The sequence below is a fragment of the Nonomuraea sp. K271 genome (genome assembly GCF_009908215.1).
Lineage (GTDB): Bacteria > Actinomycetota > Actinomycetes > Streptosporangiales > Streptosporangiaceae > Nonomuraea > Nonomuraea longispora.
This window is the reverse complement of the sequence record NZ_JAAAHR010000051.1, coordinates 19325-39937: the sequence shown is the minus strand read 5'-3', so window position 1 is coordinate 39937 and position 20613 is coordinate 19325. Positions and strand designations below refer to the sequence as shown.

Here is a 20613-nt window from a genome sequence, read left to right as displayed (position 1 = left end):
CCTACCTCAAATGCACCATTTGTCACAACTGATCACGCGACGGTCGCGGTTTGTGCTCGCTTACGTCACCGGCCCGGCCACCGCTGCACCGATTCCGTCGTACGAGCGGAGGTGGAAGTGATGAGATTTCGTCCCTTGGTGGTCGGCGGCGGACTGATGGCCGTCTGGATGCTCGCCGCCTGCGGTGGGCCGGGCGGCTCGGCGGACCGAGAGCACGCTGCCGAGCCGGCCGGCGCCCACAACCGGCCGGTCCCGTCGGCGACACAGGGCGCCGACGAGGACGGTCGCGAGGACACCACGAAGGCTCAGATCTCCACGTTCGGGCTGGACGTGGACACCGCGTCGTACGGCTACGCCCGCCGTACCCTCCAGGAGGGCCGCTGGCCCGCGCCCGCGGAGGTCCGTCCGGAGGAGTGGGTCAACGCGTTCAGGCAGGACTACGCGCAGCCGCCGGGCGACGGGTTCGCCGTGCACGTGGACGGCGCGAAGCTGCCGTCAGGCGACGAGGCGGTCATGCGGGTGGGCCTGCAGACGCGCGGCACCGACGCCGCCCAGCGCAGGCCCTCCAACCTCACGTTCGTCGTCGACGTGTCCGGTTCGATGGGTGAGCCGGGCAGGCTCGACCTCGTCAAGTCGGCGCTGAACAAGCTGCTGGACCAGCTCGCGCCCGGAGACCAGGTGTCGATCGTGGCGTTCAGCGACGAGGCCACCGTGCTGGCCTCGATGACCCCGCTGACCGCCAGGGAGGAACTGCGGAGCGCGGTGGACGAGCTGGCCGTCGACGGCGGCACCAACCTGGAGAGCGGCATGGTCGCCGGTTACGAGGAGGCGTCCAAGGCGTTCAGGACGGCCGCCACGAACCGGGTCGTCCTGCTCTCCGACGGCCTGGCGAACCAGGGCAGCACCGAGTGGCAGGACATCCTCGACCGGGTCAAGGAACACGCGGCCAAGCGGGTCACGCTGCTCACCGTCGGCGTCGGCAGGGACTACGGGGACGAGCTCATGGAGCAGCTCGCCGACAACGGCGACGGCATGGCCGTCTACGTCAGCTCCCAGGAGGAGGCCGACAAGATCTTCACCACGCAGCTGCCCGCCACCATCGAGCTGCGGGCGCGCGACGCCAAGGCGCAGGTCGTGTTCAACCCGTCCGTGGTGGAGAGCTACCAGCTCGTCGGGTACGAGAACCGCGCGCTGTCCGCCGAGGAGTTCCGCGACGACACCCGTGACGGCGGCGAGATCGGGCCGGGCCACTCCGTCACCGCCCTGTACGCGCTGAAGCTCAAGCCCGGCGCCAGGGGCCAGCTCGCCCAGGCCACCGTACGCTGGCAGGACCCCGACACCAGGGCCGCCTCGGAGGAGAGCGCGTCGTTGCGGTCGAGCGATCTGGCCGGGTCGGTGTGGGAGGAGGCGCCGGTCCGCCTCCAGGTGGACGTGGTCGTGGCCGCGTTCGCCGGCTACATGCGCGACAAGAAGGCGTTCGGCCTGGATCTGTCCACGCTCGGCGAGCACGCCTCCCGGCTGGCCACCGACTCCGAGGACCCGATGGTGGCGGAGCTGGCCACGCTCATCGAGAAGGCGAGGTCGGTCGGCTGAGCGCGCGGGCCGGCTCGGCGTCACGGGTGCGTGCCGAGCCGGCCCGCGGTTCGCCGGATGTGCGCGGGTTCGGGAGTGTGCTTGAGAGGTCGGGAAGTCGGCTACACTCGTACACGCGACAAGGGGCTATGGCGCAGTTGGTAGCGCGCCTCCATGGCATGGAGGAGGTCTGGGGTTCGAATCCCCATAGCTCCACTCACATCGTCTCAGCTGTCCCCGTCGGCGCAACGATCGGCGTTGATCGTGTCCGGCTCGAACTTCTTCCTGACGATGTCGTCGGTCATGTGAGGGTTGCCGGGCGCCAGCCTCAGATACTCATCGATGAGCTGGCCTCGCAGGTCGGCGAGCCAGTCGTTGCTCCTGACATAGGTGTCGATGGCGCTCACCAGGCGCCGGCACGCTTCGCCGTGGTCCTTGTGCAGCGCTATCGAGATGTGCTGCTGCCTTCCCATCGACAGGTCGGGCACCCGGAAAAAGGACTTCCCCGTCTCCTTGCTGACGTTCTCATCCTGGGTGGTGAATCCCATGAGGATGATCCGGTCGGTGCTGTAGGCGAAGGAATCCCCGTTCCTCACCCTCTCGATGCAGTTCTCCGGGGTCGAGACGGAGGTGAGCCGCAGGCCGGCGGAGTTCTGCAGCACCTTCATCGTTTCGTCGGCCGTGCTCCCCTCCACCGTGCATATGTCCTTGCCGGCGAGGTCCTGGACCCGGTGGACCGGCTCGGCGTCGGCAAGGGTCAGCAGCGCGATGTCGGTCCGCAGATAGGAGCGGGCAAGCCGGAACTTGGCCGCCCTGAGGTCGTTGTCGGAGATCATCCCCATCACCATGTGGACTTTCCTGTTGCTCAGGGCGGTCTCCCAGTTGCTCGTCCACACGGGGGTGGGTGCCGACTCCTGGACGCCCGCGTGCTTGAGTATCTTGTTCCGGGCCTGTGCCTCGAAGCCCACCGGAAGGTGACTGTTCACCGGAGACAGACCTGGGTACAGTTTGACGCCCACCGAGACGATGTCGGCGTCCAGGGGCGGAGGAGGCGCCGCAGACCCGCAGGCGGTCACGAGAAGAAGCGCCGCCGTGAGAATGCCGACACTCCGTGAGGGCTTACCGGACTTCATCTGGACCTCACCGATGGAGTGTGACGTTTTTCGTGGTGATGGATATCGAGCAGTTCTGTGTGGAGATCAGCTCCATGGACACGGTGACCCGGCTCATGTTCTCGTCCACCTCGAACTCGGCGAAATCCCCATTGTCGAAGTCCTCCTTCTTCTCGTTCGGCTGGCGGCCGTCCATCAGAACATCGACCCGGTTGTGCGGGCAGGACCCCCATTCCTCCGCGGGGTCGGTGTACGACACGGGGACGCGAAGCCAGGTGTATCCGGGTTCGAAGCGAACCTCCGTCACGGCCGTGCCGCCGGCCTCAACGGGGTTGGGGGACCACCTAACAGCCACGGCGTGGCCCTGCGTGCCGGCCACGCCCTGGGCGATCCCGTGGGCCGTCAGGCCCGCCAGGGCCGGGGTGACGACAGTGAAGATCACGATGGCCAGGGTCGCGGGGGGCGGATCCAGCAACGGTTTACGAATAATGACCAGCACGGCGGCGGCCAGTGCGGCGTATCCGACGAACAGAGCGGCCAGGTCCAGATCCAGCCAGCCCGGGCCGGCCGCTATGCCGAGGAGAACCGCAAGGAGATGAACCACTCCGACGATGAAGGCATCTTTTCGCTTTATGCCACTCTTGGCGGGTGGGCAGGCGTCCATGCAGAGATGCTAAGTCCTGATCTCTTCTGCTGCGCGGGTTGCGCTGAATTCGGTAATGCAGAAAAGAGCAGCATCATGTGCAATTTCGGTGCACACATATTGTCCGAGTGGTGAACGGCCCAGGCGTCACCGGCGGCCGTTCACCGCCGGCTCATGACCGTCAGAAAGCCCCTGCGCGCCGGCCGCCGGACCGGTCGCAGGCAGGCCCCGCTCACGCCAGGGCAGGGCGTACACCATCGCGGCGATGACGGCGAGCGACGAGAACACCCACACGCGGTGCGCCGTTGCCCACTCCATGCCCGTCAGGAAGTAGAGCAGGTGCAGATAGCCGGCCACCACCCACAGGCTCGTGAGCGTGATGGCGCTCCAGGCCCCGCGTGGCGGACGGGCGAGGAGATAGGGCAGCGGCCAGAGCAGATACTGGGCGCCCAGCCGGTAGGTCACGATGAGGAAGACCAGGAGGAGGGCGAGGGTCAGCAGCTCGGGCTCGGCCCACCGCCACCACCAGAGCGCGGCCAGGAGCGCCGCGGCCAGGATGACCAGGCCGACGCGGCCGAAGACGGGCGAGACGATCTGCTCCCCGCCGGTCGCCACGGCCGTCCAGCCCCAGTCGCCGACCACGGGGCGGGTCGACATGATGGCGCGGACCAGGGCGGGCAGCTCGCTGACCGCCGTGTCGAGGAAGAGCGAACTGCTGGCCAGCATGGCGAGGGGCGCCATCGCGGTCCAGACGAGCACCGTGACCCGCCGGCGCAGGCCGGGCACCGCCAGCACGACGCCCGGCACGAGCAGCAGCGACCAGTGGGTGCACGACACCGAAAGGCCGATGAGCAGCCCTGCGAGCTGCACGTGGCCCCGCCGGGCGGCCAGCAGCGCGGCCACGCCGAACAGCAGCGTGATGGGCGGGAACTGGCCGTGCAACCCGCTCACCAGCACGCCGACGGGCAGGCACGCGTATTGGAAGCCGCGCAGGGCGCCGCGCTCGGCCGCGAGCCTGCTGATCAGGGGGATGAGGGCGAGGTCGGCGACGACGGGCACGATCCGGCCGGCCACCGCCCACGACAACCCCAGCGTCTCTCCCAGCTCCTGCTGCCCGGCCAGCACGTAGGCGAGCAGCGGCAGGAAATGCCAGCCCCCCTCACGCAGGTGCATCGTCGGGTTCTGCCCGTCGAGCACGGCGTTGGCGGCGTCGCGGAAGTCGTGCTCGAAGTCGTACGGCTGGACGGCCATCTGAGGGGCCAGCAACATGGCGAGCACCCGCAGCACGGCTCCGGCGCAGAGTGCCACCCACAGCGGCGGGGACCAGCCCCTGCGCTGGGCGAACACCGCCAGAGCGAAACCGACGGCCAGCGGTGGCCCCATGATCAGTTCGGGGGTCACCGGCACTCCATGGGGTTGCTCCGATCTCGGCTGCCACGATCACAGGATGCGAAAACCGTAGCGTACGCGATGTGCTCCCCGGCTCCGTGCGATGCGTCTGAACACCCCGAACCTGGGCAGCCGGATGGAGCGAATCTACAGGTTGCGCCGGTAGGGTCTGCAGAACGTCAAGCGAAAGGAGCGGCGAATGTCGGAGTTCGCCGGAGCTCGTGTGCTGGTCACGGGAGGGTCAGGCTTCATCGGCAGACGCCTGGTCGCCACTCTGCTCGCAGAAGGTGCCGAGGTCGTGGTGGCTGATCTGAACGCCCATCCCGACCCCGAGGTGCGATCTGTGGTCGGAGATCTGCGCGACCCGGGGGTCCGGGGCGAGGCCGTGTCCGCGGGGCTCGACGGTGTCGTGCACCTTGCGGCGGTCACGTCGGTGTTGCGTTCGGTCGAGGACCCCGCGGGTACGTATGAGGTGAACGTCGCGGCGACCTCGGGGCTGCTCGAACTGGCCCGCGAGCGGGAGGTGCCCAGGTTCACGTTGGCCTCCACCAACGCCGTGACGGGCGACGTGGGCAGCGCGCCCATCACCGAATGGCAGGCGCTGCGCCCGCTGACTCCCTACGGCGCGACCAAGGCCGCGGGTGAGATGTTGCTGAGCGCCTACTCCGGCGTCTATGGCATGCAGGCCTGCGCGCTGCGTTTCGCCAATGTCTACGGCCAGGGCATGGGTCACAAGGACAGCTTTGTGCCCCGGCTGATGCGCGCCGCCGCCGAGGGCGCCGGCGTCCAGGTGTACGGCGACGGCACCCAGTGGCGCGACTACGTCCACGTGGACGACATCGTCCAGGCCGTCCAGGTGGCCTGGCGCACGGGCCACAACGGACCCCTGGTCGTCGGCTCAGGGCGTTCTGTGAGCGTGAACGAGCTGATCGAGGCGGCACGCGAGGTCACCGGGGCGCCGATCCCGGTCGAGCACGTCGCCGCCAAGCAAGGAGAGATGCCGGCGGTCGTGCTCGACACGTCGCTGGCCAAGACACTCGGGTACGAACCACGGCACGATCTGACCACCGGCCTGCCGACCGTGTGGCCGGACTTCGCGCCGGGTGGTGTGGAGGGCCAAGCATGACCGCCGATCACATGGCGAACACCGACGCGCGGGTCGACGCCGCCGCGATGGCGGAGTTCACCGCCGAGCACGGCGGCGATCTTCCCCCCATCGCGATCGTCATCGCCGCCTACAACGAGGAGCGCGGGATCGGCGACGTGGTCAGCGCGATCCCGGCCGTCATCGCGGGGCAGGACACGGCGACCGTCGTGGTCGTCGACGGCGCCTCCGACGACACGGCGGCCGTGGCCCGCAAGGCCGGCGCGCTGGTCTGCGACGTCCCCGTCAACCGGGGGCAGGGCGCGGCCCTGCGGCTGGGCTACCGGATCGCCAGGGCGGGCGGCGCCCGCTACATCGTGACCACCGACGCCGACGGACAGTACGACCCGGCCGACATCGAGCGCATCCTGACTCCGGTGCTGCGGGGGGAGGCCGACTTCGTCACGGGCTCGCGGGTGCTGGGACGCCAGGAGACCTACGACCGTGTGCGCCGCCTGGGCGTGCACGTCTTCGCCCGGATGATCAGTCTGCTGACCGGGCAGCGCATCACCGACACCTCGTTCGGCATGCGCGCGATGCGCGCCGAGGTCACCGGGGCCGTCACGCTGAAGCAGCCGCAGTATCAGTCGTCCGAGCTGCTCATCGGCGTCATCTCGCGGGGCTACAAGGTGGTGGAGGTGCCGGCGACGATGCGGTTGCGCGTCGCCGGCACGACCAAGAAGGGCGGCAACCTGGTCTACGGTTACCGCTATTTGCGTGTGGTGCTCGGCACCTGGCTGCGGGAGCGCCGCGGCGCCGCGCCGTCCGGGCCGTCCATGGCTTCGGGGCCGTCGGCGTCACCGGGGTCCGCCTCCTCATCGTCGTCCGCCTCGCCGGCGGAGCCCGCGCGGGGGTCGGCGAAGACGAAGTAGTGGAAGAAGCAGAACTTCGCCAGGAACAGCACGCCGTAGACCCCGAGGAAGACCGCGCCCACGAACAGCACGCGCGCCCCGTCGGTGGCGAACAGCCGCGGCCCGACATCGTGGGCGACTCCGGTCGCCCACGTGGTGAGCAGCAGCCCCGTCACCGACGTCACCCAGAACGGCAGCAGCTCGCGCAGCACCCGGGGACGTCCGCGGCGCTGCCACGCCCAGCGGCGGGCGAGCACGTAGTTGGTCACCGCGCCCAGGGCCCAGGCGGCCACCGCGGCCGCCTGGGCTCCGAGTAGCCCCTGACCGTAGGACACCAGCAGCGTCACCTCGCTCACCACGGCCGCGGCCACAGAGCCGAGCGTGTAGCGCGTGAAGATGCGTGGCAGCGTGCCACGGAGGAAGCCGCGTAGGTCAATCACGGGTCGTGCGCTCCCCGTCGTGAGGCACCCGGAGCACACCGAGCACCGACTGGCCGAAGGGGATCGGCAGCACCCGGTCGAGCACCCGGGTGACCGGCACGATGACCTTGTCGTACAGGCCGACCGCGCCCGCCTTCGGCGAGCCCGCCTTGCCCATGCGCACCGCAGCCCACCAGGCGAGCCCGCCCAGCAGGTTGACCGGCCTGGCCAGCGTCACGCCGAGCCCCGCGCGACGGGCGGCGTCGCGCAGGGTGGCGGGCGTGTAGCGGCGGAAGTGGCCGACCTTGCGGTCGAACTCGCCGTACAGGCTCATGTAGGCGGGCACCCAGAGCACGATCGTGCCGCCCGGCGTGACCGAACCGGCCAGTTGCCTGAGGATCTCGGCGTCGTCCTCGAAGTGTTCGAGCACGTTGATGGCGATCACCGTCTCGACCGGCCGTTCCAGCCGCGCGCCGGAGGAGAGGTCGAACTGCATGGCCTCGACCTCGGAGGCGCTCGCGAAACGGTCTTTGAGCAGCCCGACCGCGTCGGGGTCGACGTCGGTGACAACCAGCCGCTCAAGGCCGGTGAACTGCGCGGCGAACTCGCCCAGCCCCGCTCCCACCTCCAGCACGCTGCGTCCGCAATGAGGGGCGATCAGGTCGTACTGGTAGCGGCGGTAGCGGGGCTTGTCGGGGCCGCCGTCCTCGCGCTCGGCCGTACGGCCGGTGGCGCGGGCGAAGGCCCCCTCCTCAGCGCTCACTGGTGCGCTCCGCCCCTGGGTTGCGCCAGTTGACGCCCGGCAGAAGTGCCTCCTCGCGGACCCGGTCGACGTGGCGCTTGGCGACGTCGAACAGCGACGTGATGAGCGTGTCGGACAGCAGGTGCGGAACGAGCCCGAGCTCCACCAGGCCGGTGTGGGTCACCTTGTAGTAGTGCTCCTCCTTCTCGACGCGGGGGTTGTCGAGGTTGTCGATCGTCACCTCGCCGGGGAAGGACTCGGAGACCGTGGTGGCGATGTCGCTGACCGACATGGACTCGGTCATCTGGTTGAACACCCGGAACTCGCCGCGGTCCGCCGGGTTCTCGCAGGCGAGCTGGATGCAGCGGACCGTGTCGCGGATGTCGATGATGCCGCGGGTCTGGGTGCCGGAGCCGTAGACCGTCAGGGGGTGGCCGAGCACCGCCTGGATGACGAACCGGTTGAGCACGGTGCCGAAGACGGCGTCGTAGTCGAACCGGGTGGCCAGCCGGTCGTCCAGCGTGGTCTCGGGCGTCTCCTGGCCGTAGACCACACCCTGGTTGAGGTCGGTGGCGCGCAGGCCCCAGATGCGACAGGCGAACTCCATGTTGTGGCTGTCGTGCACCTTGGACAGGTGGTAGAACGAGCCGGGCCGCTTGGGGTAGAGCACACGGTCCCTGCGCCCCTTGTGCTCCAGCTCCAGCCAGCCCTCCTCGATGTCGATGTTGGGCGTGCCGTATTCGCCCATCGTGCCGAGCTTGACCAGGTGGATCTCCGGGTCGATCTCGGCGATCGCGTAGAGCAGGTTGAGCGTGCCGACGACGTTGTTGGTCTGCGTGTAGACCGCGTGCTTGCGGTCGATCATCGAGTAGGGGGCGGCCCGCTGCTCGGCGAAGTGCACCACGGCGTCGGGGCGGAAGTCGCGGATCATCCCGTACGTGAAGTCGGCGTCCATGAGGTCGCCGACGAACATCTCGATCGTCTTGCCGGTTCGCTCCTGCCACGCCGTGACGCGGGTGTGCAGCGATGCGATCGGTACGAGGCTGTCCACGCCGAGCTCGAGGTCGTACTGACGGCGTACGAAATTGTCGGCGACCGCCACCTCATGGCCGCATTGCGACAGGTGGAGGGCCGTCGGCCATCCGAGGTATCCGTCGCCGCCGAGGACCAAGATCCGCATAAATCCATCCTGACTTGTTGTAGACGCATCCGCATCCCGCGGCCCTGCGTCGGTGTGTCGCTTACGGGGTGTCCGCAGCCTGCAGCTAACCAGCCTTATCACACGCTAAACGGGTTCTCATTAATTGAGCATGACTTCTCAGGCTGACTTTGATGGTTCGACGATGTTACGCGTTGTGCGCACCGTATCGGGTTCTGGAGAGACGTTGTGCCGGACGTGAGGAGTATCTCCCATCGACGTAGAACACATGTTCGCAACAGGAAAGTGCGTATCCCGCAAATTTGCTTAATCCGTAATTTTGCTTCAGGCTGCTCCCGTGAACGGGCTGAGGGAACGGAAGAAGCGTGCCACACGGGAGGCGCTGATGGCGTCCGCGCTCCGGCTCGCGCTGGAGCGCGGGCTGGAGGGCGTCCGCGTCGACGACATCGCCGCCGAGGCCGGTGTCTCGCCCAGGACGTTCAACAACTACTTCACCGGCAAGCACGAGGCGATCGCCGCGCGCCACACCGACCGCATCGAACGGTCGGTGGCCGTGCTGCGCGCCCGGCCTCCCGAGGAACCTATGTGGGAGGCGCTGACGGAGGCCATGGTGCGGCCGTGGGAGCAGGACGCGGGTGACGCCGGCTCGCCGCCGCCTCCCGAGCTGCTGGCGAGCATCCGGGTGTTGTCCAGGGAGCCCGCGCTGCGGGCCGAGACGTTGCGGGTGGCCCTTGCTGCCGACGGCGCTCTGGCCGCGGCCGTGGCCGAGCGCACCGGCACCGACCTTGCCCGTGACCTCTATCCCCATCTCGTGGCCGCGGCCACGACCGCGGCCGTGCAGGCGGCCGTCGGCCACTGGCTGCGCGCCGACCCGCCGGTCTCGCTGGCGCCACTGCTGCGCGACGCCTTGCGCGCGCTGGCGGCCGGACTGCCCGCCCCACCGAGGAGCCCGTGACATGAACACCGACAGCGCCATCGACAGCGCCATCGACAGCGCCATCGACAGCGCCATCGGCTTCGACAGTGACGTCGTCATCGCCGGCGGCGGCCCCAACGGGCTGCTGCTGGCCTGCGAGCTGAGCCTGGCCGGGGTCCGGCCGCTCGTCGTCGAACGCCTGCCGCAGCGCAGCGACCAGCCCAAGGCCAACGGCGTCGTCGGCCAGGTCGTACGGCTCCTGCGCGGGCGCGGCCTCGCCGCAGATGAGGCTCCGATACCCGCGTTCGTGTTCGGCGCGCTGCCGCTGGACCTGTCGGGGCTGGACGACAACCCGCTGCACGGGATGGGCATCAGGCAGCCCGAGCTGGAGGAGCTGTTCGAGAAGCGGGCGCTGGAGCTGGGTGCCAGGATCGGGCGCGGGCACGAGCTGACCGGCTTCGACCAGGACCCCGAAGGCGTCACGGTGCATCTCGAAGGGCCCGCGGGCCCCCGCGCGCTGCGCACCCGCTACCTGGTCGGCTGCGACGGCGCGCACAGCACGGTGCGCAGGCTCGCCGGCATCGGCTTCCCGGGTGTGGTGACGGCCGACGTCGTGAGCCGCGCCGCCCACGTCAGCGTGCCGGGGGCGGTGCTGCGGATGGAGCGGGCCGAGCTGGAGGTGCCGGGCGCGGGCACGTTCGGGCTCTACGCCTGGCACCGCACCGAGCGCGGCGCGTACGCGATGATGCCGGCGGGCCCGGGGACGCTGATGATCAGCGTGATGGAGTGGGAGCCCGGCGCGCCGGGCGACGACGAGCCGATGACCATCGGCGAACTGCGTGCCGCACTCGCCCGCGTGACCGGCGCCGACCTACCGCTCGCCGGCCCCGCCGGCGCGGGCCCGCACCTGCTCAGGCGGCTGAACGGGCGCAACACGCGGGTGGCCGGACGCTACCGCGAGGGCCGGGTGTTCGTGGCGGGCGACGCCGCGCACGTCCACTCGGCCATGGGCGCGCCCGGGCTCAACGTGGGCCTGCAGGATGGCGTGAACCTGGCCTGGAAGCTCGCGGCCGAGGTGCGTGGATGGGCGCCGCCGAGGCTGCTCGACAGCTACGAGAGCGAGCGCCGCCCGGCCGCCGAGCGGGTGGCCCTGCACACCCAGGCGCAGCTCGCGCTGACCGCTCCCGGGGCCGAGGTGACGGCGTTGCGCACGGTGTTCGGCGAGTTGCTTGACGACGAGTCGGCCCGGCGGCGCATCGCGTCCCTGATGGCCGGCTCCGACGTGGTGTATCCGATGCCCGCTCCACCGCATCCGCTGCTCGGCCGTTTCCTGCCCGGCCTGCCCGCCTGCCCCGCCGCCCGCGCCAGGCCGGTCCTGCTCGACCCGGGAGGGCGGCTGCGGGTGCGTCACGGTCGCGTCGACGTGGTGGTGTCCGAGGGGCCCGACGCCGTTCTTGTGCGTCCCGACGGCTACGTGGCCTGGGCGGGCACGCCCGGCGAGACGCCGACGCTCGACGAGGCACTAGGGACGTGGTTCGGCGAGAGCCTGGAGGTGGCGGCGTAGCGGCGACGCCTGCTCGAAGCCCGCACGACACCGGCATCCTGCGGCTCCCCGTCACACTTGTGCCCCACCACCGAGGGGTTCCAAATAGGCGGCGTCCTCTGGCAGGACGCCGGCCGGGTGAGCGGCACCCGGCTCAGGCGCGGCCCACCCCGGCGAGGATGCCCGCCTTGACGTAGTCGTACGGGCCGTCGGGGGAGGCGTCGGGCGCCCAGTCGGCGACCGGCACGACGCCGGGGCCGAGCAGGGCGAGACCGCCGAAGAAGCCGGTGATCTGGTCGCGGTCACGCCCGGCCAGCCCGCCGGCGGTGGTGCCGCGGTAGACCGACTGGCCCGCTTGGGTCGCGTCGGCGGTGGCGTCGCCCGCGTACAGGTGCGAGAGCACCAGGTGGCCGCCGGGCGGCAGTCGCTCCTTGATGCGGGCGACCATCCCGGCGGCCTCGCCGTCGTCGGGCACGAAGTGCAGCACCGCGACGAGCAGGACCGCGTACGGCTCGGCCAGGTCGATGCGCCCGGTGACGGCCGGGTCGTCGAAAATCGCGTCGGGGTCCCTGACGTCGCCCTCCACCGCGATGACGTCGGGGTCCCTGGCCAGCAGCGCGCGGGCGTGGGACAACACGATCGGGTCGTTGTCGACGTAGACGACGCGCGAGCCGGGGGCGTGCCGGTGGGCGACCTGATGCACGTTGTCCTGGGTGGGCAGGCCGGCGCCGATGTCGACGAACTGGCGTACGCCCGCCTCGGCGATCGTCCGTACCGCATGGCGCAGGAAGGCGCGGTTGGCGAGCGCGATCTGCCGGGTGTCGTTGCCCATCCGGCGGCCGATCCCGATCATCTTCTCGGCCGCCTCGCGGTCGGCGGGGAAGTTGTCGCGGCCACCGAGGTAGTAGTCGTACATGCGGGCGACGCTGGGGACATGGGGATTGATCCCTGGAGGTAAGCGGTCACCCTCGGCCATGTCACGACCCTTCCGGCATTATTGATCTTTTTCGCTGATTCTAGGTGGGCGAGATGCCGGGAGCGCGGGGTCGTGCGGCGAACGGCCGATCAGGTGCGCCGGAAGGTACGCCGGTAGGCCAGCGGCGAGACGCCGACGGCCGCGTGCAGGTGCTGGCGCAGCGAGACCGCGGTGCCGAACCCCGACCGCCTGGACACCTCCTCCACGCCCAGGTCCGTCGTCTCCAGCAGGTGCCTGGCGTGCTGCACCCGCTGCCGGGTGAGCCACTTGGCCGGGCTCACGCCGGTCTCCTCGCGGAAGCGGCGGGTGAACGTGCGCACGCTCATCCTCGCGTGGTCGGCCAGCGCTGCGAGGTTGATCGGGGCGTCGAGGTTGGCCAGCATCCAGCCGCGGGTGGCGGCCGTTCCGTCGCCGTCGCCGTCCGGGAGGGGACGCTCGACGTACTGCGCCTGGCCGCCGTCCCGCCAGGGCGGCATGACGCAGCGGCGGGCGGCGCGGTTGGCCACCTCGCTGCCGTGGTCGCGCCTGATCACGTGCAGGCACAGGTCCATCCCCGCCGCCACCCCGGCCGAGGTCAGCAGGTCGCCGTCGTCCACATAGAGCACGTCGGGGTCCAGCTTCACCCGCGGGAACAACCGGCCGAAGCGCGCCGCGTCGAGCCAGTGCGTGGTGGCCCGCCGCCCGTCGAGCAGCCCCGCGGCGGCCAGCACGAACGCGCCCGTGCAGATCGACATCGTGCGCGGCCGGTCCTGCAGGGCCGCCGACAGCCGCTCCGAGATCGTGCCCTTCACCAGGGCCCGGCCTCCGTGGATCCCCGGCACCAGGACCGTGCCGGCCGTGTCGAGCACGTCGAGGTCGTGGTCGGGCTGCACGGTGTAGCCGGCCGAGCAGCGCACCGGCATGCGGCCCTCGGAGCAGGTCACCACCTCGTAGAGCCGCTCGCCGTCCTGGTCGCGCGCGCTGCCGAACACCTGGCCGGGCACGCCCAGGTCGAGCGGGGCGAAGTGGTCGAGCACCACGACCGCGATCCGATGAGGCATGGCTCAATTCTTTCACATCTTGGCTTTCCGGCCACTCGTGGCCGCGCAAGGAGGTCGATCAGGATGGGCGCATGACCTTGAGCACCACCGCCACCCGCCGCGGCCTGCACCGTGCCTGGTACGTCGCGGCCGTCGCCTTCGTGACGATTCTGGGGGCGGCCGGTTTCCGCGCCACCCCCGGTGTGCTGATCACGCCGCTGCGGGAGGAGTTCGGCTGGTCGGCCGGCACGATCTCGCTGGCCGTCTCGGTCAACCTGGTGCTGTACGGCCTGACCGCCCCCTTCGCCGCCGCCCTGATGGACCGCTTCGGCATGCGCCGCGTGGTCGCCGTGGCGCTGCTGCTGATCGCCTGCGGCAGCGGGCTCACCGTGCTGATGACCGCGAGCTGGCACCTCCTGCTGCTCTGGGGTGTGCTGGTCGGGCTCGGCACGGGCTCGATGGCGCTGGTGTTCGCCGCCACGGTGGTGGACCGCTGGTTCGTACGCCACCGCGGGCTGGTCACCGGCGTGCTGACCGCGGCCGGCGCCACCGGGCAGCTCGTCTTCCTGCCCGTGCTCGCGCACCTGGCGCAGGGCCCGGGATGGCGGTTCGCGTCGCTGACCGTGGCCGCCGCGGCGCTCGTCGTAGTGCCGTTCGTGTGGTGGCTGCTGCGTGACAGGCCCGAGGACGTGGGCACCACGGCGCTCGGCGCGGAGCCGGGTGCGGCGCGTCCGGAGCCCCGCACGGGCAACGCCGCCGTCAGGGCCGTCACCGTGCTCGCCGCGGCGGCGCGCACGCGGCCGTTCTGGCTGCTCGCGGGTGGTTTCGCGATCTGCGGAGCGAGTACGAACGGGCTGGTCGGCACCCACTTCATCCCCGCCGCGCACGACCACGGCATGGCCGAGCCCGTCGCCGCGGGCCTCCTGGCGGTCATCGGGATCTTCGACATCGTGGGCACGGTCGCGTCCGGCTGGCTGAGCGACAAGATCGACCCGAAGGTGCTGCTCGGCGTCTACTACGGGCTGCGCGGGCTCTCCCTGATGGTGCTGCCCGGCCTGTTCGCGGCCACGACCGAGCCCAGCATGCTGATCTTCATCGTCTTCTACGGCCTGGACTGGGTGGCGACCGTGCCGCCCACCGTCGCCCTGTGCCGGCGCGTCTACGGAGCCGACGGAGCCGTCGTCTTCGGCTGGGTGTTCGGCGCCCACCAGGTCGGGGCCGCGTTCGCCGCGTTCGGCGCCGGCCTCACCCGCGACCACCTGGGCGCCTACGACCTGGCCTGGTACGGCGCCGGCGCCCTCTGCCTGGTGGCCGCCGGCATGTCCCTGGCGATCGGGCATGCTAGGGGACGACGAACCTGAGCAACCCCTAGAGAGCGATGAACACCGAGCTGTACGTCCTGCCGCTGGTCGTCAGGATCGAGCGGGCCGCGCCCCCCGAACGCACCGACGCCCTGGAGGCCGCCGCCATGGCCGTGCTGAGCCTGCTCGCCGACCCGGGGGAGTGGGCCGCCGAGCTGCACGCCTGGCAGTCCACCGGCAAGATCCGCAAGGTCGCGCGCCGGGCGCGGGGCGCCGAGTGGCGCAGGGCGCTCGCGCTCCCGGGACGCACGATCGCCCACCGTACGGCCGAGGTGCGGGTGCATCCGCCGGTTCCGCTCGACGACTGGCCGAAGGACCTGGCGCGGCTGCAGGTGTCGGGCACCGAGCTGACCGACACCGCCGCGCCGCCGCCCGCCGCGCCCCCGCTCCTGTGGGAGAACCCCGAGCTGGAGATGTCCGCGGGCAAGGCCATGGCGCAGGCCGGACACGCCGCCCAGCTCGCGTGGTGGGCCAGCGACGCGGACGAGCGTGCCGCCTGGCGGGAGCGCGGGATGACGGTCTCGGTGCGCCCGGCCCCGGCGCGGGACCTCTTCGACGCCAAGGTGGCCGCCGGGCTGCCCGTCGTGCGCGACGCCGGGTTCACCGAGATCGAGCCGGGGTCGTGCACGTTCGTCGCCGACGCGCCCTGGCTCGCCGGGCGTGTCTTCGGCGCGTGAACAGGCAAGAGTGACGCGCGGCGGTCGCGGGTTGCCGTGGACGGTGACGGACCAGGGGGCGGTCGAGGCCCCCATCCGCGACGCCATGATTGCACTTCGGTCGCTTCGAGGACGCCATGGCGGGATATGTCGTACGCTCCGCTCGTGCTCGATGGGGAAGATGAGATCAACGGTTCGCGCGTGAGGACCGCTTCCAGGCCCTGGATCCCTGATTCTCCGCCCAAACGCTCCCGCATCGGTGATCTCCGGATGCGGGTGGTGTACCGGGGGCTCGCCGTGGCCGCCGCCGTCGTGGCCGCCGCCGTGACGATGGTCGTGGTGGTGCTCCCGTCAGGGCCGGACGAGGTCGCGGCGGGGCCGGTAACCGCGCCGCCGGCCGCACCGTCCTCGTCCGGCCCCGCACCTTCGCCGACCGGCTCCGCGACTTCCCCCACGGTCGGCGAGCCCGCTCCTGCAGCGAAGGCGTCCGCCACTGCGGGGCCCACTCCAGGCGCTTCGCTCGCGCCCGGCTACACGGCCATGGATGCCCTCTACGCCGACCCGCGCGTCCCCAAGCTGACCGCCAAGGTCAAAGGCGTGAAGGAGCGCGCGTCCGCCAGGCGGGTGATGAGGGACCGGCGCACCGGGCTGGCCGTGCCGAGGCTGGGCCGGCCGTGGAAGGCGCACAACGCGGCGCCGTTCACCACGAAGCAGGTGCTGCCCAGGAAGCGCGGCACGAGCCCGCGGGGCATCGTCGTGACCTGCCCGCTCCCGATCATGAAGCAGAAATCGCCGCGCGACACGGCGCTGCTGGCCGCCCGCTGGACGCTCAACCACCACCCCGAAGGCTCCCGGATCACCTGGCTGGCCACACAACGGGTCAAGCGCGGATGGACGCTGATCTATCAGGTGACGTACGGGAAGCGCTCCTCCCGGGCGGCCGTCGTCGTCATGGACGGGGGAATGAGCAAGCCCGGCCTGACGTTCGTCACAGTGCCTGACACGCAGCGAAAGCACTGGCCCGAGGTCGGTCGCGTGGCCACAGGGGTGCGTGTCCTAGGCTAGAAGATCATTGAATGCGGCGATTTGGGGGAGTGACGCCGTGGAACGCTCTGGAGCGCCGCAGGCATCCGACAAAGGCAAGGGCAAGCCGCCCTGGCGCTCGGAGGGGCTGCCCGGCACACCCGGAGGGCGACCCAAGATCAACTGGTGGCGATTCGCCATCACCCTCGTCGTCGTGTACGCGGCCTTCTTCGTGGTCTCGTCCTTCGTCGACAGCGGCTCCGTCGAGACGATCTCGTACACCGAGTTCACCAAGCAGGTGAACGCGAAGAACGTCAAGGACATCTACGCCCAGGGCCTGTCCGTCGAGGGCGACCTCAGGTCGGCGGCGAAGAACCCCGAGAGCAACGAGTCCTACACCAAGTTCTCCACCGAGATCCCCGCCTTCGCCGACACCGACCAGCTCGACAAGCAGCTGGCAAGCGGCCAGGTGGAGATCACCTCCCAGCCTATCACCCGCGGGTTCTTCTCCAACGTGCTGCTGTCGCTGCTGCCCGTGCTGCTCCTGGCGGGCCTGTGGATCTGGATCATGCGGCGCGGCGCCAGCATGATGGGCGGCGGCCTGGGCGGGCTCGGCAAGTCCAAGGCGGCCAAGCCGGTCGAGGCCGGGAAGGTGCGCGTCACGTTCGACGACGTCGCCGGCATCGACGAGGTGGAGAACGAGCTCGTCGAGATCGTCGACTACCTCAAGGACCCAGACAAATACCGCAGGCTGGGCGCGAAGCTGCCCAAGGGCGTGCTGCTCGCCGGCCCTCCCGGCACCGGCAAGACGTTGCTGGCCAGGGCGGTCGCGGGTGAGGCCGAGGTGCCGTACTTCTCGGCCGGCGCCTCCGAGTTCATCGAGATGATCGTCGGCGTGGGCGCCTCGCGGGTGCGTGACCTGTTCGAGGAGGCCCGTAAGGTGGCGCCGTCGATCGTCTTCATCGACGAGATCGACGCCATCGGCCGGGCCAGGGGCGGCGCCGGCGGCGTCGGCGGGCACGACGAGCGCGAGCAGACGCTCAACCAGATCCTTACCGAGATGGACGGCTTCTCCGGCGCCGAAGGCGTGATCGTCATCGGGGCCACCAACCGTCCCGAGGTCCTCGACCCCGCGTTGCTGCGTCCCGGGCGCTTCGACCGTACGGTGCAGGTGGGCCTGCCCGACGCGGCCGGCCGCACCGCGATCCTGGCGGTGCACACGAGGGGCGTGCCGCTCGACCCAGAGGTCGGCCTCGACCGGCTCGCCAAGACCACCCCCGGCATGACGGGCGCCGACCTGGCCAACCTCGTCAACGAGGCGGCCCTGCTCGCGGCCAAGCGAGGCAAGGAGAAGGTCTCGATGGCCGACTTCACCGACGCGCTGGAGAAGCTGCAGCTCGGTGCGGCGCGCAGCATCGTCATGCCGGAGGAGGAGCGCACGAGGACCGCCTTCCACGAGGCAGGGCACGCGCTGCTCGGGATGCTCCAGCCCGGCGCCGACCCGGTCAGGAAGATCTCCATCATCCCCCGCGGCCGGGCGCTCGGCGTCACCCTGTCAACGCCCGACAGCGACCGCTACGCCTACGACGAACAGTATCTGCGTGGTCGCATCACGGGCGCGCTCGGCGGCATGGCGGCCGAGCAGGTCGTGTTCGGTGTCATCACCACCGGCGCCGAGAACGACCTCGAACAGGTCACGATGATCGCCCGCGGCATGGTCGGCCGCTGGGGGATGTCGGAGAAGATCGGGCCGCTGACCATCCTGCCCAACGACGGCCAGCAGCCCCAGGCCTCGCCCGTGACGCTCGCCATGGTCGACGAGGAGGCGCGGCGCATCGTGGACGAGTGCTACGAGCGGGCGGTCCAGGTGCTCAGCGACAACCGTGACAAGCTCGACGCGATCGTGGAGGCCCTGCTGGAGCACGAGACCCTCGACGAGCCCGGCGCGTACGCCGCCGCGGGCCTGCTGAGCCGCTCGGCGGAGCCCGCCGAGAGCCGCCCGAGGGAATTTTCCGAGAATTAGGCAAAATCGGACGTTGGTGCCGATCGGGGCCGGGCAGGATGTTGCGACAACGATCGGGGGACTTGTCGTGACACTGACTGACGAGCTTCTCGCCGGGCTCGGAGACTCAGGGCTGGAACAGGTCGCCGGGATGCTCGGCACCGACCCGGCCACCGCCCGCATCGTGACCCAGGCCGTCGCGAGTACGATCATCGGTGGCATGGCCCGCGACGCCCAGCACCCGGACGGCGCCGACGCCCTGCTCAGCGCACTCGACGACCACAAGGACACCGACCCGTTCAGCGGCGACGTGGCCTCGCTGACCCGCGACGGCCACAACATCCTCGGACATGTGTTCGGCGGTCAGGGCACCGAACAGGCGGCCGCCGGATTGTCGCAGGTCGCAGCGGTGCGCCCCGGGGCCATGATGAAGCTCATGCCGCTGGTCGCCCCCATGATCATGTCGTTGCTCGCGGACCGCGCCGCCGCACGGAAGCTCGACGCGCGCGCCCTGGCCGACGAGCTCGACAACGAACGCTCCACCCTTCCCGCCAGGCTGAAGGATTTGGTCACGACCCTGCTCGACGGCATCTTCGGCGGCACGGCAGCGCCGCGGAGCAGCCCGTACGACACGGCGGCCGTCACCCGCGGCCGCAGGAGTGCGAGCAGGCGTGAGATCTCACCGGGCACCGCGACCCCTGACTGGTGACCGGTAGGCTGTGCGAGTGATCGTTCTGGCCTCAGCATCCTCCGCCCGCCTGGCTCTTCTGCGCAGCGCCGGCCTCGACCCCAAGGTCATCGTCAGCGGCGTCGACGAGGAGGCCTACTCGGCATATTCACCGGCGGCGCTGAGCCTGGTGCTGGCCAAGGCCAAGGCCGAAGCGGTCGCGAGCGGGCTGGACGAAGGGCTGGTCATCGGCTGCGACTCGATCCTCGAGCTCGACGGCCGCCCCTACGGCAAGCCGGCCACACCCGAGGAGGCCCTGGAGCGGTGGCGGCTCCTGCGCGGCCGCACAGGGCGGCTCGTCACCGGTCACTGCGTCATCGACGCCGCCTCCGGGCGGCAGGTGGCGGAGGTCGCCACCACCGTGGTGCACTTCGGCCAGCCCTCGCCCGAGGAGATCGCCGCCTACGTCGAGTCCGGGGAGCCGCTCAACCTGGCCGGGGCCTTCAGCATCGAAGGGCGCGGCGGATGGTTCGTCGAGGGCATCGAAGGCGACCACGGCAACGTGCTCGGCATCTCGCTGCCGCTCCTTCGTGACCTGTTCGCGGAGCTCGGCTACGCGGTGACCGCTTTCTGGCGTTAATCTGCCGGGCATGCGATCAGTGCGCGACTTCTTCTCCGGCGTGGGCTTCTTCATCGAAGGCTTCGGCTGGGTCTCCCGCAACGGACGCTGGTGGTTGTTCGGGCTCATCCCGGCGGTCATCGCGTTCGCCGTCTACGTGGTCGCGCTGATGTTCCTCGGCACCAACGCGACCGAGCTGGCCACGTTCCTGACGCCGTTCGCCGACTCGTGGAGCTGGCGTGAGGGGTTCCGCGCGGTGGTGGGCGTCGCGCTGTTCCTCGGCGGGCTGGCGCTGGCGGTCCTGACGTTCGTCGCGCTCACGCTGACGATCGGTGATCCGTTCTACGAGAGGTTGTCGGCGGCGGTCGACGTGCTGGAGACCGAGGACGATCAGCCCTGGTGGCGCACGCTGCCGCGGTCCGTCCGCGACAGCCTGGTGACCCTGTTCTACATGCTGGTGTTCACGATTCCGCTGTTCGCGCTCGGGTTCGTACCCGTGGTGGGGCAGACGGTGGTGCCGGTGCTGGGAGCCGCCGTTTCCGGATTTTTCCTGACAGTCGAGCTCACCACGCTCGCCCTGGAACGGCGCGGCATGGCCCGCAAGGAACGCTTCGCCCTCCTGCGCGCCAACAAGGCCACCACGCTGGGCTTCGGGGTGGCCGTGTTCCTGCTCTTCCTCATCCCGTTCGTGGCGGTCATCGCCATGCCCGCCGCCGTGGCGGGCGCCGCCCTCCTCGTACGCACCCGTCTGGCCCCCACTCCCGACCCGGCGCCATGAGCCACGGCCCCGACGGCGGAAG

The 20613-nt window shown here is 70.5% G+C and carries 19 protein-coding genes, 1 tRNA gene and 1 pseudogene; 13 read left to right on the top strand and 8 right to left on the bottom strand.

Translation table 11 applies throughout. From position 1 onward, the window contains the following. Positions 1-120 precede the first annotated feature (120 nt). On the top strand, positions 121-1593 hold the full coding sequence (locus tag GUY59_RS19490; protein WP_138201380.1) for a vWA domain-containing protein: 1473 nt from the start codon (positions 121-123) through the stop codon (positions 1591-1593). Between the two features lie 122 nt (positions 1594-1715). Next, a tRNA-Ala gene (locus GUY59_RS19485) sits at positions 1716-1788 on the top strand. 11 nt (positions 1789-1799) lie between these two features. Here the strand turns inward: GUY59_RS19485 and GUY59_RS19480 are convergent. The 3 genes from GUY59_RS19480 to GUY59_RS19470 all read right to left on the bottom strand — a co-directional run bounded on the left by GUY59_RS19480 (position 1800) and on the right by GUY59_RS19470 (position 4728). Further along, complete coding sequence (locus GUY59_RS19480) at positions 1800-2558, bottom strand: substrate-binding periplasmic protein (RefSeq protein WP_161714616.1); 759 nt, start codon at positions 2556-2558, stop codon at positions 1800-1802. A gap of 154 nt (positions 2559-2712) precedes the next feature. Further along, positions 2713-3348 (bottom strand): hypothetical protein, encoded by a 636-nt coding sequence (locus tag GUY59_RS19475; protein WP_138201382.1) that lies wholly within the window; start codon positions 3346-3348, stop codon positions 2713-2715. A gap of 126 nt (positions 3349-3474) precedes the next feature. Continuing rightward, complete coding sequence (locus GUY59_RS19470) at positions 3475-4728, bottom strand: hypothetical protein (RefSeq protein ID WP_138201383.1); 1254 nt, start codon at positions 4726-4728, stop codon at positions 3475-3477. A 187-nt stretch (positions 4729-4915) separates the two neighbouring features. Here GUY59_RS19470 and GUY59_RS19465 point away from each other — a divergent pair, with 187 nt between their 5' ends. Together GUY59_RS19465 and GUY59_RS50770 are read left to right on the top strand one after the other, a co-directional pair. Next, the gene (locus tag GUY59_RS19465) at positions 4916-5842 is read left to right on the top strand and encodes an NAD-dependent epimerase/dehydratase family protein (RefSeq protein WP_138201384.1); all 927 of its coding nucleotides are present in this window, start codon (positions 4916-4918) and stop codon (positions 5840-5842) included. Further along, a pseudogene (locus GUY59_RS50770) lies at positions 5839-6402 on the top strand (glycosyltransferase family 2 protein); the annotation flags it as partial. The gene GUY59_RS19465 and the pseudogene GUY59_RS50770, both read left to right, overlap by 4 nt. A 167-nt stretch (positions 6403-6569) precedes the next feature. Here GUY59_RS50770 and GUY59_RS50765 read toward each other — a convergent pair. Genes GUY59_RS50765 through GUY59_RS19445 form a run of 3 tightly spaced genes read right to left on the bottom strand, consistent with a single transcriptional unit; the run spans position 6570 to position 9052 of the window. Further along, positions 6570-7151, bottom strand: coding sequence for a GtrA family protein (locus GUY59_RS50765; RefSeq protein WP_161714615.1), 582 nt, complete (start codon positions 7149-7151; stop codon positions 6570-6572). Next, positions 7144-7893 carry a class I SAM-dependent methyltransferase gene (locus GUY59_RS19450; RefSeq protein WP_138201387.1) on the bottom strand — a complete coding sequence of 250 codons (750 nt, stop codon included), beginning with the start codon at positions 7891-7893 and terminating at the stop codon, positions 7144-7146. Before GUY59_RS19450 ends, GUY59_RS50765 begins: the two co-directional genes overlap by 8 nt. Then, positions 7883-9052, bottom strand: coding sequence for an NAD-dependent epimerase/dehydratase family protein (locus GUY59_RS19445; RefSeq protein ID WP_132331652.1), 1170 nt, complete (start codon positions 9050-9052; stop codon positions 7883-7885). The genes GUY59_RS19450 and GUY59_RS19445 overlap by 11 nt, the downstream gene beginning before the upstream one ends. 364 nt (positions 9053-9416) lie before the next feature. On the opposite strand from GUY59_RS19445, the gene GUY59_RS19440 reads away from it, so the two are divergent. Continuing rightward, entirely contained in the window at positions 9417-9986 is a 570-nt protein-coding gene (locus tag GUY59_RS19440) for an acyl-CoA-like ligand-binding transcription factor (RefSeq protein ID WP_171055402.1), read from the top strand. A gap of 1 nt (position 9987) precedes the next feature. Then, a complete protein-coding gene (locus GUY59_RS19435) occupies positions 9988-11511 on the top strand; it encodes an FAD-dependent monooxygenase (RefSeq protein WP_138201389.1) in 1524 nt (507 codons plus the stop codon). A gap of 133 nt (positions 11512-11644) precedes the next feature. Here the strand turns inward: GUY59_RS19435 and GUY59_RS19430 are convergent, their stop codons facing one another. Both GUY59_RS19430 and GUY59_RS19425 read right to left on the bottom strand, forming a co-directional pair. Then, entirely contained in the window at positions 11645-12466 is an 822-nt protein-coding gene (locus GUY59_RS19430; RefSeq protein WP_138201390.1) for an SAM-dependent methyltransferase, read from the bottom strand. Positions 12467-12555: 89 nt separating this feature from the next. Further along, positions 12556-13506, bottom strand: a complete 951-nt coding sequence (locus GUY59_RS19425; protein ID WP_138201391.1) for a GlxA family transcriptional regulator — start codon at positions 13504-13506, stop codon at positions 12556-12558. A gap of 71 nt (positions 13507-13577) precedes the next feature. On the opposite strand from GUY59_RS19425, the gene GUY59_RS19420 reads away from it, so the two are divergent. From GUY59_RS19420 to GUY59_RS19390, 7 genes are all read left to right on the top strand, one after another. Then, the gene (locus GUY59_RS19420; RefSeq protein ID WP_138201392.1) at positions 13578-14846 is read left to right on the top strand and encodes an MFS transporter; all 1269 of its coding nucleotides are present in this window, start codon (positions 13578-13580) and stop codon (positions 14844-14846) included. Positions 14847-14863: 17 nt separating this feature from the next. Beyond that, on the top strand, positions 14864-15523 hold the full coding sequence (locus GUY59_RS19415) for an aminoacyl-tRNA hydrolase (RefSeq protein WP_138201393.1): 660 nt from the start codon (positions 14864-14866) through the stop codon (positions 15521-15523). A gap of 249 nt (positions 15524-15772) precedes the next feature. Next, a complete protein-coding gene (locus GUY59_RS19410; RefSeq protein WP_138201394.1) occupies positions 15773-16567 on the top strand; it encodes a hypothetical protein in 795 nt (264 codons plus the stop codon). 37 nt (positions 16568-16604) lie between these two features. Then, positions 16605-18548: an ATP-dependent zinc metalloprotease FtsH gene (gene ftsH, locus GUY59_RS19405; RefSeq protein ID WP_138201395.1), complete on the top strand. Its 1944-nt coding sequence runs from the start codon at positions 16605-16607 to the stop codon at positions 18546-18548. A 67-nt stretch (positions 18549-18615) separates the two neighbouring features. Beyond that, positions 18616-19236, top strand: coding sequence for a DUF937 domain-containing protein (locus GUY59_RS19400; RefSeq protein WP_161714614.1), 621 nt, complete (start codon positions 18616-18618; stop codon positions 19234-19236). A 16-nt stretch (positions 19237-19252) separates the two neighbouring features. After that, the gene (locus GUY59_RS19395) at positions 19253-19834 is read left to right on the top strand and encodes a Maf family protein (protein WP_138201397.1); all 582 of its coding nucleotides are present in this window, start codon (positions 19253-19255) and stop codon (positions 19832-19834) included. A 10-nt stretch (positions 19835-19844) separates the two neighbouring features. Further along, a complete protein-coding gene (locus GUY59_RS19390) occupies positions 19845-20591 on the top strand; it encodes an EI24 domain-containing protein (RefSeq protein WP_201761064.1) in 747 nt (248 codons plus the stop codon). The last annotated feature ends 22 nt before the right edge of the window (positions 20592-20613 follow it).

Excerpts from the sequence above, each read along its gene's own strand:
- GUY59_RS19415 (WP_138201393.1), top strand. The coding sequence starts at position 14,864 with ATGAACACCGAGCTGTACGTCCTGCCGCTGGTCGTCAGGATCGAGCGG.
- GUY59_RS19465 (WP_138201384.1), top strand. The coding sequence starts at position 4,916 with ATGTCGGAGTTCGCCGGAGCTCGTGTGCTGGTCACGGGAGGGTCAGGC.
- GUY59_RS19430 (WP_138201390.1), bottom strand. The coding sequence starts at position 12,466 with ATGGCCGAGGGTGACCGCTTACCTCCAGGGATCAATCCCCATGTCCCC.
- GUY59_RS19475 (WP_138201382.1), bottom strand. The coding sequence starts at position 3,348 with ATGGACGCCTGCCCACCCGCCAAGAGTGGCATAAAGCGAAAAGATGCC.
- GUY59_RS19490 (WP_138201380.1), top strand. The coding sequence starts at position 121 with ATGAGATTTCGTCCCTTGGTGGTCGGCGGCGGACTGATGGCCGTCTGG.
- GUY59_RS19440 (WP_171055402.1), top strand. The coding sequence starts at position 9,417 with ATGGCGTCCGCGCTCCGGCTCGCGCTGGAGCGCGGGCTGGAGGGCGTC.
- GUY59_RS19420 (WP_138201392.1), top strand. The coding sequence starts at position 13,578 with ATGACCTTGAGCACCACCGCCACCCGCCGCGGCCTGCACCGTGCCTGG.
- GUY59_RS19445 (WP_132331652.1), bottom strand. The coding sequence starts at position 9,052 with ATGCGGATCTTGGTCCTCGGCGGCGACGGATACCTCGGATGGCCGACG.
- GUY59_RS19410 (WP_138201394.1), top strand. The coding sequence starts at position 15,773 with ATGCGGGTGGTGTACCGGGGGCTCGCCGTGGCCGCCGCCGTCGTGGCC.
- GUY59_RS19390 (WP_201761064.1), top strand. The coding sequence starts at position 19,845 with ATGCGATCAGTGCGCGACTTCTTCTCCGGCGTGGGCTTCTTCATCGAA.
- GUY59_RS19425 (WP_138201391.1), bottom strand. The coding sequence starts at position 13,506 with ATGCCTCATCGGATCGCGGTCGTGGTGCTCGACCACTTCGCCCCGCTC.
- GUY59_RS19435 (WP_138201389.1), top strand. The coding sequence starts at position 9,988 with ATGAACACCGACAGCGCCATCGACAGCGCCATCGACAGCGCCATCGAC.